The sequence below is a fragment of the Paenibacillus sp. N119s genome, from assembly GCF_059447605.1.
Genome location: NZ_JCAJRU010000027.1, coordinates 1 through 18,471 on the forward strand (window position 1 = coordinate 1; position 18,471 = coordinate 18,471).

Consider the following 18,471-nt stretch of genomic DNA (forward strand, 5'->3'; position numbering starts at 1 on the left):
AGATGTTTTGCTGCCAGTTTCAAGAGCCAGACTGGCTTTGCTTGAGACCAGTTTTTCGACAGTTGGAAGTACATTAATCTTCAGAGTCTTACTCAAACCGTGATAGGAAGCTGTAATGGTTGAATTGCCTACATCCATCGGTGTGATTTTCCCTTGCTCTACAGTGGCAACCAGCGAATTAGAGGAAGTCCATTCTGCCGTGTTGGTCACATCTGTTTTGCCGCCAGTCAGGTTTACATCGGTTGCAGTAACCTGAATTGGAGAGCTACCCATATAGACTGATTTGGAGCCTGACTCACTCAGTACCAATGCCTGGGATGAAGAACGCACATACACGATCAATTGTGCATTCAGTCCATCTTTGGCGGCTTTAATGTAAGTCACGCCTTTGGCAAGAGGACGTACAAGTCCATTCTCTACAGTAGCCACGGCTTCATTCGTGGATGTCCATTCCACACCGGACACATTTTCCGTGCCACCTCCGCTAAGCACCCCTTGAGCCGTCAGTTGCTTCGATTCTCCGCCAATAGTCAGATTCAGAGGACCCGCCGGATTTAATTGCAGCTTGCTGTAAGGCGATTTTACCGTAATTGTCGTACTTACCGTTTTCTGGTCATATGTAGCAACAATCTTAATCTGCCCTTTGGATACTGGGGTAATGAGTCCCTTTTCTACCTTTAAGATACTGGAGTCCCCGGAGATCCATTCAGCTTTGTCGGTTACATCCGTTTTGCCAGTTCCCGACACAGCCCATACTCTTAATTGAGCGGGGCTTCCACCCAGATTAACTGTAGTCGGATTTTGACTGTCCCACTGTACCGTGGACGTCGTGTTCTCTTCCGCTTGGATCAAACCTGCTGGCCATGCTGCAAATACAAACATCAGCAAAGCAAGTAAGAAGGTACTCCGTTTGCTCATACGTTTCATACGCTCCATTCGTTTCTCTCCCTTGGGTTCATTCTATAAAACAGGATATTATTAACAATCCCATTATCTTTTATCGGTAAGCAGCTAACTAAATTGAACCCTTCATCAAAAAAAGGTGAATTATAACAATTAAAGCTCCCCACGCAGTGACCTCACTACAAACAAATGCCCTTCCTTGGATAAGGTTCGTCCATCCTCAAGCGTCACATGGTCTGCCGAGTGACTAACCAGCTTTACATTGTAAGCAATCAGTTGATCGTCTCTCCAAATCGTCACCGCCGACTGAAAATAAATGGCATTGTCAAACTGTAATGGAACGTTCATGACATAACCGAAAGCGTTCAGCCTCGCTGGCTGGCGGCTTTTACGCTCACGCCCCGGAGGAAGCATGGTAATATGCGTAATATTTTCAAAAGGAAAAGCCAGCATTTTCGGGCCTAAAATAACGCATTTTCGGATATCATCCCATTTTTCAAGAGTGCCGCGCACCTTCTGGGTATGACCGTTGTTGCCGTAATATAAAATGACCTGACGTCCCTTCCATTGACGCATGTCCACACCTCCCGTGCTAGCGGTTAGGAATCTCCCACCGAATCGGTTCCATTCCATGCTCCTGCAAAAATGCATTGGTACGCGAAAAAGGCTTGCTGCCAAAAAAACCTCTATGAGCCGCCAACGGACTCGGATGAACGGATTTCAGCACCAAATGCTTGCTGGTATCCACGAAGCTGGCTTTTTTCTGAGCATGGCTCCCCCACAAAATGAACACGGCCGGCTGTTCACGCTCATTAATCGCTTCAATAACAGCATCCGTGAAACGTTCCCATCCTATCCCCTGATGAGATTGCGGTTGACCTTCACGCACGGTCAGCACGTTGTTCAGCAGCAGCACACCTTGCTCAGCCCAAGGAACGAGATAGCCCTGATTCGGAATGGGAGTGCCGACATCGTCGCGCAGCTCCTTGTATATATTTTGTAGAGACGGCGGTGTACGGACACCGGGTCTAACAGAAAAGCTCAATCCGTGAGCTTGTCCCTCTCCATGATATGGATCTTGTCCCAATATAACCGCTTTGGTCAGATGATATGGTGTTAATTTGAGTGCTGAAAACAAATCTTCTTTTGGAGGGTATACCTTATGTAACTTGTACTCTCGGGCTAACGTATACCTTAATTCATTAAAGTAAGGCTTTTCGACCTCTTCTCGTAGTACATCATCCCAGTCATTCCCGAACATACCGCAGTCTCCTCTCAATATGTAAATCTGTGAAAGCTGTAAACTTTTGTACAAACAAATAAAGCTGACCCCTCATCCGGAGCCAGCTTATTTATTCGTTACGTGTGTTTCTATGCCGAAGGACCAGAAAAGTTTTCTTACGATAGTCAGCTACCGCGGGGTCTAAATTCGATTTCCTTATTATAGCATTCACGGTATTGATGTCAAGTAAATGTGTGTTTATAACCGTGCGGAAACTAGCTTCTTATTGCTGTATTTGTTACGATTTTGGATGAGCCTTCAGGTATTCCAATGCATTATATAACATAACAGCAGCCTCGGCGCGTGTAATCTCACTTTTCGGATGAAACTGCCCATTCCCATCCAGGATGTTGATCTTGTACACTAACGAGCGTTGAATGCTACCTTGGTAAGAAGGCTCCAGCTCACTTTCATCTGCAATATTCGCAGGTGCGATTTTAATCATGGGGAGAGCACCTGCTTTTTCCATACCCTGAATCAACATATGGGTGAACTCTTCCTTGGTCAAAGCCTTGCTGGGATTGATATCTTTTGGAATGTCTACGCCGTTATAATAGGCGTTGATAAAAGCTTCAGCGTACCATGCGGAATCTTTAACCTGGCTGAACAGTCCACTCGCCTGCGGAGCCTTGCTCAAATCAATGGCAGCCAAACTGAGCTGAAGTCCACCCGAGATCAACTGAATGCCTTGGGCAGCGGTCACTTTAGATGAGGGGAGAAACTGCGTGTCAGAGGCACCTTTAAGTAACCCCCGATCTTTAAGGGATATGATTTTTTCTTTACCACTTACGTGATCCAAATCCTTGAATGAACTGGCTGCCGCAGACAAATGACCTCCAATTGAGAAGGACAATAGAGCTACAGTCGTAAGGGCTGTGATTGCACTTTTTCTCATGCTCATGTTCAGTTCCACCTTGTAGTTGAATTAGGCCGCTTGGGCATTACAACTTCCTTGACGTGGTTCAAGCTGAAAAGGTTGCGGCAGACTATGTAAGCTAAATAAAAAAACTCTCCTCTGCTTCTAGCAGGGAGAGTTTTTAGCTCACTCAAGCGGATTAAATTGCGTGCTGGATTCAGCTTTGCTTTCAATATGTTGTTGAATCCGTTTATTCTGTTGGTGGCTGAATATTTTCCAATTTCATATGAACATCTCTCAATTGTTTGTCAGTAACCTCTGAAGGAGCTCCCATTAATACATCCTGTGCTTTACTGTTCATCGGAAACGCAATAACCTCTCGAATATTCGTTTCATTTGCAATGATCATCACAATCCTATCAATTCCCGGTGCTATACCTGCATGAGGAGGTGGTCCAAACTGAAAAGCATTAAAGAGTGCAGGAAATTTACTCTTGATCTCTTCATATGTATAACCTGCAATCTCAAAAGCTTTTACCATAATTTCTGTATCGTGGTTACGGACAGCACCCGAAGATAGCTCAATACCATTACATACAATATCATATTGGTACGCCAGGATGTCCAGAGGATTCATATTCAGCAGTGCACCCATACCACCTTGCGGCATCGAAAACGGATTATGGCTAAACTCTATTTTATGCGTAACAGGGTCCAATTCAAACATAGGGAAATCAACAATCCAGCAAAACTTAAACGTATCCTTTTCCAACAAATCCAGCCTTTTGCCCAATTGATTCCGAACAGCACCGGCTATTTTTTCGACATTTTCAAGCTCATCGGCAGCAAAAAACAGTGCATATCCCGGACCAGCTTGCGTCACATGGATTAATTCGTTTTTTACCATCTCCGGAATAAATTTTGCAATCGAACCGCCAAGAGACATATCAGCACTGAACTTAATCCATGAAAGGCCTTTCGCTCCAGCCTCTATAGCAAAGTTCACGATATCGTCGTAAAAGCTTCTCGGCCGACCTTCGCAACCAGGAACAGCAATAACTCTTATCGTTTTATTTTTGAACACTTTAAAATCAGTCTCTGTAAAAAGCTCTGTAACATCATGGATAATTAACGGGTTTCTTAAATCAGGTTTATCGCTCCCGTATTTGAGCATGGCTTCTTGATAGGGAATTCTACTAAAAGGCTTTGAGATTTTATAATCTGTAAATTCAGAAAAAACCTCATACAGCATATTTTCAACGACATTAAAAACATCTTCCTGTGTAGCAAAAGCCATTTCCAAATCTAACTGATAAAATTCGCCAGGTGATCTGTCCGCCCTTGCATCCTCATCTCTAAAGCATGGAGCAATTTGAAAATATTTATCAAAGCCGGAGACCATTAGTAGTTGTTTGAATTGTTGAGGTGCCTGAGGCAAGGCATAAAATTGACCTGGATGTACTCTACTAGGAACTAAATAGTCTCTGGCGCCCTCTGGAGATGAACTCGTCAGAATCGGTGTCTGAATCTCTAAAAAATCCAAATCAATCATCTTTTTTCGAATACTTTGAATGACTTTAGAACGAAGTATAATATTATCGTGTAGTTTTTCGTTGCGCAGATCCAAAAAACGATACTTTAATCTTAAATCTTCTCGGGCTTCATGTGCTGAAGATACTTCAAAAGGCAAGGGAATTATGACCTTCCCTAACACTTCTATCTCGCTGGCAACGACCTCAATATACCCGGTTTTCATACGGGGACTGATCGTGCTTTTCGACCTGTGACACACAGTTCCTATAACAGAGATGGTTGATTCCCTACTGATTTTGGACACAAAATCCTTTAATTCATTAGGATCAGAGACAACGATTTGCGTAACCCCATAATGATCCCTAAGGTCAATAAATATAATCCCGCCAAGGTTACGCATATTTTTAACCCAACCTGCAATTTTCACGATTTCCCCGACATGCGTTTGATCCAGCTCTCCACAGTTATGCGTTCTATACCTATGCACGAAATCGCCCTCTTTCTTTTACCCTAGTATCTGCATGGCTTCAATGATGAAACCCATGGTCTGATTGCAGATATTGTAAATTTATCTTTCATAAATCCGGCCATGGGTTTATTTTTAGAACGTTCTACATTTCATTATTAGCTTCTCGCTTTTCCTTGAATCCGACTAGATTGTAAGGCTAGCCGTTAAAGCTTTGAACCTTTCATTCAAGTGCTCTGCAGTCGCAGCCATTATTTTTTGTCCTATATCGTCAACATGTCTATTCTTCCAATTCTCAAGAGGTGTCCCCTTCACCCATTGATTAAAAGCGCCGAGGGCAGGTCCACAGTGTACTTGATAATCGACCCTGTTCTTTTTGTCCCCATTAATGGCAAGCCGGGTAGAATAAGTAAAGTACCATCTAAATATTAAGGCCATCTTCCGTTTTGGGATTCTTTCAGCTTTTTCAATGATTTCTGGCGGGTAATAAGCCTTAATATCTTCGTAGACCTGTTCGATACTCTTCTTAAAATATTTTTCTTCAATATAATGTTTTGTTTCTCTATCAATTTCATCTATGGAATTATAATTCCGGTAAAGGTCATACAATTTATTGGCCCTCGCTGGAAAAAAGACTCCTTTTTTCATAACCTGAACTTTTGCGCCCATTTCAAACATATCCCCTGCTGGAGCGTAGTCCGTATCCTGAATGTTTAATTGCTGGAGCAAATCCTTTACTTCATCACTCGTCCCTGCTTCAACCGTACACTGGTTAATTGAACCTGTCATAATAAAATCAGCACCTAATATAAACGCCGCTGATGCAGCTTGTGGAGTCCCGATCCCTCCGGCTGCCCCTACCCTTATGCTTTTGTTGTATTTATACTTTCGGATCGCTTCATCTCTCATCTGGAGCATTAGCGGAACCAATACATATGCAACTGCATGGTCGGTATGCCCGCCTGAGTCAGCCTCGACGCATAGATCATCTACCATTGGAATTTCCATGCCCATCATCGCTTCTTCCCGGCTAATCCTATTTTCCGCCAGCAGCTTATTTATAATATTCTGAGGCGCAGGACTCAGGAAGGCTTCAACCACCTCGGGCCTGGATACTTTCGCTATTATTCTGTTCTGTGGCGTTACGCTTCCCTTTTCATTCCGTCTCAGTCCCTTCAGCCTGTACCTTACCAAAGAAGGCGTAATACTCATAAACGCAGAGGCTTCAATATTTCTAACACCGTATTTTATGTACAAATCAACGATGTTATTTTCTATGTCTGGGTGATCTGGCACATGAATGAGATTCATTCCATAGGCTTCGCCACGGTTCAATTCCTTTTGAATATATTTAATAGCTTCCTCCAGAGCATCCATCTTCACTCCCCCTGCTCCAAAAAAGCCCATCATACCTGCCTTTCCTGCTTTTACGACCATCTCTTTTGAAGAGATACCCTTATACATAGAACCTATAAGATATGCATACTTAATGCCGTAATCTTGTTTGAATTCGCTATGACCAAGAGACTCCGCCGTAAATCGTTTGCCAGATCCCGGTACGTCATGCTCAGGTTTTGGTAAGGGGACCTGTTGCTTTACAGATGTTGAATCATCACTTCCCAACGTTTCCTTGGACATTCCCTCCCCTACCTGCTCGGTCCGGTCTTCGGCTTCCGTCAGGATCAAGGGCTCTGCTTCTCGTTGTATGGCATTAACCAATCCTGCCACGACATTTCCAGGCCCGATCTGAATAAATTGGGTTATCCTTTTACCCATCAGATACCGTATACTTTCCGACCACTTGACCGGACTCACAATCTGGTTGATCAGCGTGCTTCTTAAATCCTGCTGCTTGTAGGGTCTGGCGTGGACATTTGAAATAACGGGTATTTTGATTTTCGAGAATTCAAATGACGCCGCATAAGCCTCAAATTTCTGTCTGGCATTTTCCATATATCTGGAGTGAAATGCTCCACTTACATTCAACACCACATAATTTCTGGCTCCTGCATCTTCAAAAATTGGTTTCGCTTGCTCGATCATGTCCTTTGGTCCTGAAATGACTATCTGGCTGGGTGAATTAAAGTTGGCAACATCGAGCTCAATTAATTTATTTTTCTCCATTACTTCCCGAAACACTTCTTCTTTTAAGCCTAAGACTGCCGCCATTCCGCCGCCAGCAGCCCGAGCCATCAGCTCTCCTCTTTTTTGGACCAGCTTCAAGCCAGTTTCAAAGTCAAACGCTTCTGCGGCAAATAAGGCATTATATTCACCCAGGCTATGTCCTGCAACATAGTCGGGTTTCCTTCCGGTCTCTCTTATTTTTTTTAGGTAACTTAAAGCATTTACGACAAATAACGCCGGCTGGGTAAAACCCGTTTGTCCGAGTTGCTTGGCAGGGTCTTCAAGGCACAGCTTCTGAATAGAATAACCAAGAACTGCATCCGCTTTGGCAACCAATGCTGGAAATTCATCAAACAGTCCTTCGCCCATACCTTTCACTTGAGCTCCTTGTCCAGGGAACAGATATGCAATCATAGATTTCCTCCTTGTTAGTAGTGGATGCATATTAGTCAAACATTTCGAACAGACGATCCAAATTTTTAATATCTTGTTGAAAAGGAGAGAGAACAGAACAAACGCTTGCCTTTTTCTGAGGGCCAAAATTATACTTTACAAAATTAGCAAGCGTGCCTGAGGGGCCAAGATCGATATAAACAACCCCGTCCCTATCACCCAAACACTTTAGAGCGCTCTGAAATTGGATAGGCTTTCTAGTAATATCCCAAAGCAAACGGCTGTCAAGCCCAGTGGCCTTCCCGCCATACATAGATGAAACCACATTTATTCTCGGGCTTCTTATGGTCTTGAGCTTCAAGAACGCCATATATTCCAATGCAATAGGGTCCATTAAAGAAGTGTGAAAAGCATAGTGAACTGGCAGCCTTTGATAGATCAGTCCATTTGCTTTCAAATAGTGTTCAATCTCTGTCAGACCCTCGCAGCTGCCTGAAATAACAAAATGCGAATCAAAGTTGATGGAAGCCAGTTCTGAGTTGGTATTCAATATGGATACTTTGTCGTACAGACCAGGATCGCCAATGATGGCCATCATGCCCCCTTCAGGACAATAGGCCTCCACAAGCTGTGCTTGCTTGATAATGCATTGAAGAGTGTCCTCATAACTCATGCAGTCGGCCACAGCAACAGACGCATACTCCCCAAGACTAGAACCTAGCACATAATCAGGATAAATTCCTTTTTCTAATAGCACCTGTGTGAGAGCATATTCAACCATAAAAATTGCAGGGTGAGTATCTAGCAGGGTGTCGAACTCTTCTGCCCTGCGATGCGTGTCATCGTACAGCGTTTTTAATACAGACCTGCCTGTAATATCCGTATGAATGTTATCCAACCTGGTCATCCATGTTCGGAAAACCGGGTTGGACATATATAATTCCCTTCCCATGCCGTAGTATTGTGAACCCTGGCCTGAAAACATAAAAACCACTGATCTGTTCATCCGAACATCCCCCACAACGTATTAATCAGACTTGCCTAAGCATTTCTTCTATTATTTATAGTCACAACAAATTGCGCACTAATTGCATTTGGGATGCCGTAGGATTACTTTCGTTAAGGACATTCTCCATATGCTGCTTGATTGCAGGTTTAAATTTCGGTTCTGTGATGATATATAACTGACCTTTTCGGATACCCTCAAAAATCTGATGGGCCACATCCTCTGGATGTATTCCATTTTGGACAGCCTTACGAGCCAATTCGGTAATAACTTGTCTTTCTGGTGGAAGATTTCCGCTCCCACGTAGCTCTGTCGGGCGGTTCCGCTCTGCATCCATAATTTGAGTACGGACGAATCCCGGACATACAACCGACACTCCCACATTAGAACCGATCAGTCTAAGCTCTTGGTATAACGTTTCAGACAGACTTAAAACAGCATGCTTTGATGCGCTATATATTCCATTGCCAGGACCGGACAGCAGACCGGCAATCGATGCTGTATTTACAATATGGCATGGAGTTTTTTGTTTCAGCATAATAGGAACAAAAAATTCGGTAGCAAACAGAATTCCCCAAATGTTTACGTTGATGACCCACTGCCAATCTGCCACAGTATTTTCCCATAATAAGCGGCCTGTGCCAGCATCCACACCTGCATTATTGAACAAAAGATGTACAGCGCCAAAGGTCTGAATTGTTTTTTGCGCTAATAAACGAATATCAGCTTCTTTGGAAATATCGGTCATGACGGACAGGGTAGCTGCACCCATTTCTTTTAATTCTCGTTCAGTCCTTAGAAGAGCCCCCTCCTCAATATCCGCCAGAACGACCTTCATTCCTTCTTTGACACATCGGTCTGCAATAGCTCGGCCAATTCCGCTGGCAGCTCCCGTAATCACGGCTACCTTACCTTTAAACTCCCTCATGTTTACCTCCGAAATATTCATATTTTCGTCAGATCGTGTTTGGCTTCTCCATTTAGCTCAGAACGGAGATGTGGGTAAGAGAATTCTGCGAACAGCTTGCCCCTCGTGAAGCACCTCCCACCTAATTCTGCCTCCCTGGGTCCAGTACATCGCGATATTTTCCAGATTTCTCTCCTCTAGAAGAATTTGAGAAACTTTCTCGCCTACTTTTCCTGAAAGAAGTGCGCTTGTATTTGTGTCTTCTCCGCCTTCCCCGATAAAGATTGGAATAGCTGCTCCTCCCGGCTCGTTGCCCATGCCGACTGTTTCGATAAGCTGTCTTAGACCCGTGAGCAGCTCTTCCCGTGAGCTCGCTACGATTGCCGTCCGGCACTTCATCGCTTCACGGCCTGTCTGAAGTGTGAAAGCAATATCATGTAAGGAAAGCTCGTTCTGCCGCTCCACATATTCGAGTAATTGACTCGCAAAAGCCTTCAGACGCTCCCAGTTTATGTCTGAGAGAACCACAACTTCGGTCTGATCTGCAACTTGTAGCTGGACAGCTTCTTTTGGCGAAGGGATGTATTCTTCCAGAATAAAATGAACATTAGATCCACCAGCACCGAAGGAGCTTACTGTTGCCCGCAGCGGGCATTCCCGCTCTTCTCCTTCGAGCTCTATTACAGGCCGCTTCCATTCCTGAAGCTCCCGCTGCAGATAAAATGGGGTATTGCTGAAGGTAAGATTGGGATTCAGCTTCTCCGCTTTAATAGTGGGAACCAGCTTTCGATGCCACAATTGCAATATGGTCTTGGTCAACTGCGATATACCCGAGGCCGCTTCTGCATGGCCTATATTGGATTTAACCGATCCCATGGCACAAAAGTGCTGCTCGTCCGTAAATTTCTGGAATGATTTTTTCAAGGCGACTAACTCAATCGGGTCTCCTAATGTAGATCCATTGGCTGCTGCCTCTACATAGCTGACCGTCCGGGGGTGAATGCCAGCTTTCAAAAAGTTCTCTTCAACAAGCTGTGCCTGTGCATTGGGATTCGGAACCGTATACCCATTGCTGTGTCCTCCATGATTGGTTGCCGTAGATTTGATCACTGCTAAAATGCAGTCCCCATCCTGTTCTGCCTTATGAAGCGGCTTTAAGAGAACTGCCCCAACACCTTCAGCGGGAAGATACCCGTCTCCATCTGCAAAGCTTCGGCTATCTTCATGGCTTCCGATCAATTGGTTCTGGCTGGATTCAATATACTTTTTGGGGCTTGTCAACAGATTCCCCCCGCCAGCGACTGCGATTTGGCACTCTCCTCTGAACAGGCTTTCACATGCCATATGGACAGCCACAGCAGAGGAAGAGCTCATTGTATCAATGGATATGCTCGGACCCTGGAAATTGAAATAATGCGACATGGGATTGGCGACAGCAACAGAACCAAAGGATGTGACCCGGTGGGCATCTGTATCTGTATCCGTATCACAGGTGCAATATTTGTGATACGTAGCACCCACGTAGACCCCAACCTTAGACTGGTGTTTTTTCTGTAGTACTTCTCGCGTATACCCCGCGCTTTCCAGCAAGCTCCAGATCGTTTCCAGGAAAAGCTGTTCCATTGGGTCCATCAAACTCACCTCATGAGGAGTCAGGTGAAAGAAAGAAGAATCCAACGGATTTATTCGGTTTAGGAAGCCCCCCCATTTGCAGTAGGTTTTTCCCGGTTTATTTCTTTCTTTATCAAAGTAAAGTTCGTGATCCCAGCGATCTTTAGGAACTTCGGTAATGCAGTCTTTGCCCTCTTGGAGATTTCTCCAGAATTCATGAATATTTTCCGCCCCGGGATATTTTCCGGACACCCCAATGACAGCAATGTCCATCGCTCCTGTTTCTCTTGCCTCCTCTTTAGGCTCTACTCGCACTGACGGAATGGGTGAGTGCCGAAATACCGGAGAGGGCGCTTTTGCATGTTCTACGATGCCCATGGATTTTGTGCTGGTTGCCGTGACTAGCTCCTGTTCAGCTCCAAACAAAGCATTTAATTCGTCTCGGTGAGATTCCAGGAAGTACTCCGTTAAACTCTGGATATTCGGATATTCAAACAGTAAGGTTCTGGACAGTGATCCAAACGTTTCTTCCAACTGATCGGTTAATTCCATAGACTTTATAGAGTCAAACCCATAGTTTTCCAGGTTTTTGTCCTCTTCGATACGCTGTTCTGGCAGTCCGATAGATGAAGAAAGCAGGCCTTTTAGATAATTGCTCACCTGATCACGCAGCCACTCTTCTCCTGATCGGGGTTCTGTATCATTGGCTATAGAAGCCATATCAGCTTTTGCACTTACAGTCGCTACCTGCTCCAGACTAAACAAAGTGCTGATTTCGTCTCGGTGGGATTCCAGGAAGTACTCTGTTAAACTCTGGATATTCGGATATTCAAACAATAAGGTTCTGGATAATGATCCAAACGTTTCTTCCAACTGATCGGTTATTTCCATAGACTTTATGGAGTCAACTCCATAGTTTTCCAGGTTTTTGTCCTCTTCGATGCGCTGTTCTGGCAGTCCAGTGGATGAGGAAAGCAATCTTTTTAGATAACTTGTCACCTGATCACGCAACTGTTCTTCTCCTGGTCGAAGTTCTGTATCAATTGCTGTCGTAGCGGTGGCGGCTTTTACACCTACAGTTACTGCCTGCTCCAGACCAAACAGAGCGATTAGTTCGTCTAGGTGAGATTTCAGAAAATACTCGGTTAAGCTCCGAATATTCGGATATTCAAAAAATATCGTCTTCGACACCTGATCGAACGTTTTCTCCAACTGGTCAGTCAGTTCCATAGACTTGATAGAATCCACCCCGTAATTTTCCAACGGCGTATCCTCTTCGATTCGATATGCAGGCAGTTCAATTGACGAAGACAGCAAAGTCTTCAAATAATGGGCCGTCTTTTCACGCAACAGATGTTCATCTTGGACGGACACTGCCTTATTTGCTGAGAAAGGAACGATGTTGTCTTCTGATCCGATTCTCTGATCCCGGACTGCTTCTCCGCTTTCTTCAAGCTGTTCTTCCATAATCATCATTCTGCTGATCAGCTCAATGTCTCCTTCTACCACCATCGCTTGATTCGATATACAGGCTATACTTTGATAAAGCGCACGAATACCAGTCTCTGTCCTCATCGCATACATGCCTACATTTTGCAAGGCCTTCTCCGTCTCCTGGTCAGGCCGCATTCCACCCTCTTTCCATAACGGCCAATTGATCGACAGCGTTTTTCCCATACGCTCCCAGGAGGATACCAAGGTATTACGATACCAAGCATAGGCATCCATGAAGGCATTCGCGGTAGCATAGTCAGACTGACCTGCATTTCCGCCCACTCCCGCAGCTGATGAAAAAAGGATAAAGAAGTCTAGGGGCATGTCCTTACTGGCCTGATCCAAATTTGCTAGTCCGGCCACCTTCGGCGCCAATACTTCCCTGAATTCTGCGCTCGTCTTTTTGATGATATAGTTATCTTTGATAATTCCAGCACTGTGCAGAATCCCGTTAATTCCGCCGTATGCCATTTGGATGTCCTCCATCAGACCAACGACCGCTTCCTTCTGCGTGACATCCACCTGTCTGTATTCCACCGTGGCACCTAAAGCCTTCAATTCTTCCAATGGGGCCAGCTTGTCCTCGGTCAGCAGAGACCGACCAGTCAAAATCAAGGTTACTTCCCTGGTCTGACGTGCAATTTCTTTGGCAAAAATAAGACCCAAGCCCTTGGCACCTCCAGTAAGCAGATAAACCCCATGATTTTTCCATGGAATTTGTGGTGATGCTGGCATTTCAAGCTTGTTCCAGGCGGGAATCCAACGTTTACCTTCTACAAACCGGATGCGGCTATCCTCTGGACGCCGACTGCTCGATCTTAATATTTCAATGAGCCTTTCATTTTTTTCCGTTTCCCCTACTTCAATCAGTTGCCCGTAGAACTTTGGATTTTCCTTATGGACCGTTTTGAGTATGCCGCACAGCCCGGAGAAAAGTAGCTTTTCATTTTCAGACATCATTACAATTTGTACCAGCACTTTTCCCTTTGGCTTGTTAATCAGGATGCCTTGTATTTTCTCAAAAACCTGAACGGCATATGTTTCAAAGCGTCCTTCGACCTTCTCCATGCGGGCTTGCAGGGTGATACATTCCACATCTGTCAAGGAGGCCTCGACATGTAACGCAGCTATGGCATCTGTCTCACAAAGTATGACCACATGCCGTTCGTAAATAGTTGCTATGGTTTCTTCATTAGCCGCCTGTTCTTTCCAGATGGGTTGAAGCATCATTGCACCAAGCGGTTTCTCACAAGCCTCAGCTTCCTTGTAAGACACCCCTTTCATACGCGCACAGATGCTGCCTGCCTCGTCGCACAAATCAATGTCATACTTGAGTGCCTTATCATTCGTATCGTATCTTCTTTCATACCGAACCAGCGCCCACATTTCGCTCGGACATTCTTGAAATATTTCAAGCCTATCCATCGCAGTTGGCAGTATTTTTTTCGAGGAGCCGATGCCAGTGAGCCGCATAATATTTTCGTCATTCGAAAGCAGGTATAACGGCATTTGCAGAGCAGCACTTGTCATGTAAGGATGCAAAACAAACAGCCCTCCAGTATTCGCAATACCGGAAGGCAGTGATAGCTTGGCCAACACCAATCCATGACCTATATAAACTTGCTCAGCGGACTGGAATTCCGAACCGTAGTTGGCTTCAACCAATCGCTGTGCTTTTTCGTCTCCCCCAGGTGAAATGTGATCAATGCACTCCATCTGCAAAGCCTGAATATCTAATGATTCCGCTCTATTTAAAGTCTCCAGCTCGGCACTTCCCTCACAGTGTAAAACAGGATCTCCTGCTTCGGTTCGTGTGCTATAAATTTTGAAGTCAATTCCACCCTGATCTCCCGGAAAGAGTCCTATATGTATTTCCGGCTGATCACTTATGACGGGAGCATGTGTCCATACCATATCTTTAAGTGTGATACCTGCCTGACCCTTCTCCTGTACTGTTAATGATTGTTCGACCGCTGTCCGTGCCATTTCAAGACATGCCCCATCCGACAGGACCAGTCTTCCGTCAACGACGGAGTTATTCAGATAAAACTCCTGACCGTTAAAGGTTGAGCTGAATCTTTGCTCAGAAAGAACGGAAGTGTTGTGATGCAGCAAAGGGTGTAGATATAGCGGAGCGACGCTAGCGGGCTTTTCTTCATCCACTGATATCCAGTAGCGTTCCCTAGCAAAGGGGTAGGTGGGCAAACTGATGCGGAAAGGCTGGACATCACTGTAAAGTCTGTTCCAGTCAACGTGCATACCCTTAACCCACAATTCCGAAAGCCTGCCGTATTTCTCTGCTAGATTCCAGACATCAGAGGATTCATCCAGCGCTTCTTCCTGTTTAACTACATCCAAGCTCTCCTGGTTCCGCTTGACCTGTCCCCGGTAAAACTGTGCAATATTCCGGCTTCCTCCAATAAATTCCTCCAGCTTGTTCCTAAGTTCCTCCACTGACTGAACGACCACGGCAAGGCGCTCATCCATCGCCTCACGTCCTATCTGCAAGGTGTAGGCTGCATTTACCAGGTCGGTATCTGAGAAGCTATTTGTTTCAATTGCAGCAGTCAATTGAACAGCCTGCTCTTTCAATGCTTCATCACTTTTAGCCGACAATACAATGACAACCGGCTTTTGCGGAGTAGAGGGAGCCTTTTGTGCTGAAATGTATTCTTCAAGAACGATATGGGCATTAGACCCTCCGGCTCCGAAGGAAGATATTCCTGCAATTCTCGGGTATTCCCGTTGCTCGCCGTTTTCCTCCAGAATCGGACGCTTCCATTCAGCAAGTCCCTGCTGGACTGTAAATGGCGTTTTGGCAAAATTTATATTAGGGTTCAATACTTTGGCATGCAGACTTGGGACCATTTTCCGGTTTTTCATTTGCAGAATAATTTTAGCGACACCCGCAATCCCTGCGGCTGCCTCCAAATGTCCTATGTTTGATTTTACAGAGCCAATCGCACAAAAGCCTGTATCCTGTGTGTCTTTCCTGAAAGCCTGGGTAAGACCAGTAATTTCAATGGGATCACCAAGCTCGGTCCCTGTTCCGTGAGCTTCAATATAACTGACTGTTCGAGCATTAACACCTGCTTTATCCAGCGCTTCTCGGATCAATTCTCCTTGTGCTACCGGATTAGGAACGGTATATCCGTTCGTTTTTCCACCATGATTGATACTGGTTGCCCGAATAACTGCATAAATATGGTCCTTGTCGGCAATGGCCCGAGATAAAGGTTTAAGCAGCACTACGCCCGCACCTTCGCCTGGGACAAACCCATTCCCTCCTTCGCCAAAGCTCTTGCATCGCCCTTCTGGCGATAGCATTCGCATTGTGCTTAGAAAAACATAGTTGGAAGGATGAAGATATAAGTTAACTCCACCTGCAATGGCAATCTCGCAATCTCCGTTATGAATATGCTCGCAGGCTTCATGGATTGCAGTTAATGACGATGAGCACATGGTATCGACCGAAAAGCTCGGCCCCTTCAGATTCAAGAGATACGATATTCGGTTTGCTACCGAACTGAAGGATGTACGAGGAAAGATGGGTTTGCCTCGCTCCCACAGCTTGGGTCCGTATAAATTGAAGCCTGTTGCGGTAATGCCTGCAAAGACGCCAATTCGTCCATTATATTGCGCTGCAAGCTGATCTCTGCTATATCCAGCATCCTCAAAAGCCTTCCAGCATTCTTCCAGGAATATTCGTTCCTGAGGGTCCATACTCATTGCTTCCCGCGGAGATATATTGAAGAAAAGAGGATCAAAATCTGCAAAATCCTCCACAAACCCTCCAGATTGGATATAGCTTTTGCCCTTCTCGATAGCTTCCTTCATGTCAGGAGAGTAAAATCCTTCCTTCTTCCAGCGATCCGCGGGAATTTCTGTAATACAATCTTTCCCCTCTTGTAAATTGCTCCAGTATTCTTCCATATTTTTTGCTTGTGGAAATCGTCCGCTCATACCAATAATGGCTATTGGCTCCTGTTTCGCACTGCCTGTGTCTATAGGTGCGCTGCTGACAGATTGGCTTTCTTCTTTTGGCAAAGTTGGCAATGACCATTCGCTATCAGTATGCAAGGATACAGGGACGAAGTTTTCTTCCGGCTTCAGCCGTCTTCCAAGTCCTGTCCACCGTACGCATTCCTCATAGTAATCAGCAATAAAATATTCCGCTACCGCTTCCAACGTCTGATATTCAAAAAATAGGGTCATTGAAATTTCACCAAAAACTCCCTGAAGCTTTTGGTTGAGCCTTGTAATCATGATGGAGTCTATGCCGTAGCTCTCCAAAGGCTCACTGACGTCAATCTTTTCAAGGCTCAGCTTGGTCACTTCTCCAAACAATACTTTAAGCTGGTGCAAGGTTTTTTCCAGAAGCAGTTCGGGATTAATCGATAAAGAAGCTGTTTCTTCAACGTACACGTTCTCCTGTGGCTGAGGCTCCAATAGATGCTTCCGCAATCTGGTCATATCCCCCTCTAGCACCAGCACCTGCTTCTGGCCAGAGGCCAGGCAATCATATAAAGCCTTGACACCGTTTGAAGTTTGCATGGCCATCATGCCAATACTTTGCCAGACCTTCTCCGTTTCAGCATCCGCATGCATTCCTCCATCCTTCCAGAGCGGCCAATTGATAGATAACGTCTGTCCTTTGCGTTCCTTGGAAGAGACGAGGCTGTTTCGATATATGGCATAGGCATCCATAAATGCATTCGCTGCGGCATAGTCGGCCTGACCCGGGTTACCCATAATCCCTGCGATGGAAGAGAAGAAAATAAAGAAATCAAGGTCTAGCTCCTTCGTCGCCTGATCCAGGTTGACCAATCCGGCTACTTTGGGCGCTATTACTTCCTTGAACTCTTCCTGCGTCTTATGAATCATAAAGCGATCCTGTATCACTCCGGCACTATGGAGGATGCCATCAATCCCCCCATGCTCCGCACGAATCTTCAGAATCAGTTGCGAGACCTCTTCCTTTCGGGATACGTCCACTTGTTTGTATTCTACGAAGGCTCCCAGCGTTTTTAATTCCTCCAATATGACCTGTTTGCCTTCGTCAAGCCTTGAACGTCCTGCAAGGACTAGCGTAGCTTCTTGGACTCGCCGGGCGATATCTCTCGCAAAAACAAACCCTAATCCTCCTGCACCGCCCGTAATCAAATAAATCCCCCGATCCTTCCAGGGCACTCTACCCGGAGTTTCAGGGGCTTTCATCTCGTTCCAGCGGAGAACCAAGCGTTTACCGTTCTCATACCGTATCCTTTTGTCTTTGGGGTATGGGCTGTTCTCGTTTAATTTCTTAACGATCTCTTCCAAACCTATAGCTTCCAATTCAATGAATTGCCCTACAATTTTTGGGTTTTCTTTTTCGGCTGTTTGCAGTAATCCCAAAAGCCCAGCGAAGAGCTGCTGCCCGCTTTGTGAGGAAGCAGCAAGCTGCACCAACACGCTGCCTTTCAGGTTCTTTTTGAGGATCATTTGCACTTCTGCAAGCAGTTGAAGGGCATAGCCCTGAAAGCGTTCGTCCATGCCGGTTTTATCGGCATGGAGCTTGATACATCGGGTTCCTTTTATGAGCTCTTCAATGCTTCGCTCCGAGATATGATCCAGTTCGCAAAGCACCACCAGATGTTGGCTACATTCAAGAAGGGTCGCTTTTTGGAGTGCAGCTTGCTCTTTCCATGAAGGCTCAAGCATAAGAACTCCTGTATCCGCCATCGCTTCGGCCGGAGACCCTGCTTGGCTTTGCAGGGTCCCATTTGAAGCCATTTGAGCTTGCAGTTGGCGTATTCTAAAGATAGCCTCCTCTTTCTGCATCCGTCCGCTTTTTACCTCGCCCAGAATAGTTTGAAAAAAGTCCTTCATCTTCGATTGCCTCCCAGCATGTAGAAAC

Annotated in this window: 9 protein-coding genes; all 9 read right to left on the reverse strand. The window is 45.3% G+C overall.

Annotated elements, in window-relative coordinates; genetic code table 11:
* On the reverse strand, nt 1–936 hold a 936-nt coding region (locus tag AC5V8P_RS05665), incomplete at its 3' end, for an Ig-like domain-containing protein (protein WP_495473572.1).
* Between the two features lie 120 nt (nt 937–1,056).
* Nucleotides 1,057–1,479 (reverse strand): YolD-like family protein, encoded by a 423-nt coding sequence (locus AC5V8P_RS05670; protein ID WP_063213686.1) that lies wholly within the window; start codon nt 1,477–1,479, stop codon nt 1,057–1,059.
* Between the two features lie 16 nt (nt 1,480–1,495).
* The gene (locus tag AC5V8P_RS05675) at nt 1,496–2,164 is read right to left on the reverse strand and encodes a uracil-DNA glycosylase (RefSeq protein ID WP_063213687.1); all 669 of its coding nucleotides are present in this window, start codon (nt 2,162–2,164) and stop codon (nt 1,496–1,498) included.
* Between the two features lie 259 nt (nt 2,165–2,423).
* A complete protein-coding gene (locus AC5V8P_RS05680) occupies nt 2,424–3,086 on the reverse strand; it encodes an S-layer homology domain-containing protein (RefSeq protein ID WP_064796269.1) in 663 nt (220 codons plus the stop codon).
* Between the two features lie 205 nt (nt 3,087–3,291).
* Entirely contained in the window at nt 3,292–5,061 is a 1,770-nt protein-coding gene (gene aspS / locus AC5V8P_RS05685; RefSeq protein WP_064796268.1) for an aspartate--tRNA ligase, read from the reverse strand.
* 165 nt (nt 5,062–5,226) lie between these two features.
* Nucleotides 5,227–7,578, reverse strand: coding sequence for an ACP S-malonyltransferase (gene fabD / locus AC5V8P_RS05690; RefSeq protein WP_064796267.1), 2,352 nt, complete (start codon nt 7,576–7,578; stop codon nt 5,227–5,229).
* A 31-nt stretch (nt 7,579–7,609) separates the two neighbouring features.
* A complete protein-coding gene (locus tag AC5V8P_RS05695; protein WP_064796266.1) occupies nt 7,610–8,563 on the reverse strand; it encodes an acyltransferase domain-containing protein in 954 nt (317 codons plus the stop codon).
* A gap of 61 nt (nt 8,564–8,624) precedes the next feature.
* Nucleotides 8,625–9,491, reverse strand: a complete 867-nt coding sequence (locus AC5V8P_RS05700) for an SDR family NAD(P)-dependent oxidoreductase (RefSeq protein WP_063213692.1) — start codon at nt 9,489–9,491, stop codon at nt 8,625–8,627.
* Between the two features lie 57 nt (nt 9,492–9,548).
* The gene (locus AC5V8P_RS05705) at nt 9,549–18,443 is read right to left on the reverse strand and encodes a hybrid non-ribosomal peptide synthetase/type I polyketide synthase (RefSeq protein WP_064796265.1); all 8,895 of its coding nucleotides are present in this window, start codon (nt 18,441–18,443) and stop codon (nt 9,549–9,551) included.
* Nucleotides 18,444–18,471: the final 28 nt, after the last annotated feature.